Genomic DNA, 1,399 nt, shown 5'->3' with positions numbered 1-1,399 from the left:
TCGGCCGGGGTGACCCCGCTCAATCCGGCCGCGGCGAGCACGGTCTGCGGCGATCGGCAATACCCCTCAAGGGCTTCGTCGTCGCGCAACAGCCCCAGGATGAAGTCGAGAACGGCATTGTTGCTGCTCATGGGAAGTCTCCTCAAATGACATGCGGTGGATGATGACCACGCTATGGGGGCCGTCGGGCCGGCACATCGGGGAAAAATCCCCCCTTCGCCGCCGTGCCCCGTCACGTTCCCCGAGGGGGCATTTCCCCCTGCGGGCCGTGAGCCGGGCGCGGGTTACGGGGAAATTCCCCCATCTTTGCTCCGTCGGCTAACGACACGCCCGGGAGTCACGACATGATGAGCAGCGTGACCTGCGGGTCACCCGGCGCGTCCACGCCGGTTGAGGAGACGAGGAGAGACGATGACCGTCGACATCCGGCATGACGCGACACCCGAGCCGGCCGGGGGTGTGGGCGACCATGAGGCGGCTCCCGCGTTGGCGATCGGCATCAAGATCGGCACCGACGTCTCCATCGCCGTCGGTGCGCACGCCGACGGCTGGGCGGGCACCGTCACCCGCCCGACGCTCGAACTCGCCGGACGCGACGACTTCCTACCTCGCATCGGCGATCCGGTCGGTCTCGTCGACGCCGCAGGTGATCCGGTGTTCGCCGAGGCGCTTTACGCGCAGGCCGTCCATCGGCTGCTCACCGAGACACTGGAGGCGACCGGCGCAGACCCTCGGGCCGTCCAGGTGACGTTCGCCGTCCCGGACGGGTGGTCGCCGGCGGTGATCGCCGACGTCGCCCGCGCGGTGCAGGCGGCCACCGGGCTCACCGCGGACCGGTGCGCCTGGACGAGCGCAGCGGTCACCGCGGTGACCGCCGTCGAACACGCCACCGGCGCCTTCGCCGACGGCGATCCCGTTGTCGTCTACGACTTCGGTGCGTCCGCCACCACGGTGACGGTGCTCGCCGCCGGCGCCGATCCGACCCCGTTGACGCGACCACTGACCTCGACGTTGGTGAGTGGGCGTGACATCGACCGGCTGCTGCTCGATCACACCCTCGAGGCCACCGGGCTGGGCCAGGCGTTGGGCGCCCGGATCGACGATCCCTCGATCCTCGCCGACCTGACCGAACTACGCAGGCGTTGCCGTACCGCCAAGGAGACCCTGTCGACGGATACCGGTACCGCCGTGGATATCTCGGTCGGACCGCATCGCACCGAGGCCCGTCTCGTGCGTGAGGACGTCGATGAGCTGGTGCGTGGGCCGGTGCTGGAATCGGTGAGCCTCGTCCGCGACGCGCTCGCCGCCGCAGCCATCGATCCGCGTCGGGTGGCGGCGATCGTCGCCGTCGGTGGCGGCTCGACGGTCCCGATTGTCTCCGAACTGCTGGAATCCGCCC

At 69.9% G+C, this 1,399-nt stretch carries 2 protein-coding genes; one reads left to right on the top strand and one right to left on the bottom strand.

Features of this window, described 5'->3' with window-relative positions:
- A partial coding sequence (locus B1964_RS30815) for an IniB N-terminal domain-containing protein (protein ID WP_216354315.1) occupies positions 1 to 131 on the bottom strand: 131 nt, incomplete at its 3' end.
- Positions 132 to 411: 280 nt separating this feature from the next.
- On the opposite strand from B1964_RS30815, the gene B1964_RS29555 reads away from it, so the two are divergent.
- Positions 412 to 1,399, top strand: a 988-nt coding sequence (locus tag B1964_RS29555; protein WP_172399022.1) for an Hsp70 family protein, incomplete at its 3' end; no start/stop codon positions are given.

The sequence above is a fragment of the Gordonia sp. i37 genome (genome assembly GCF_002043085.1).
In the GTDB taxonomy this organism is placed as follows: domain Bacteria; phylum Actinomycetota; class Actinomycetes; order Mycobacteriales; family Mycobacteriaceae; genus Gordonia; species Gordonia polyisoprenivorans.
Note: the sequence above shows the minus strand (reverse complement) of the source record. Positions and strands in the feature narration are given on the sequence as shown.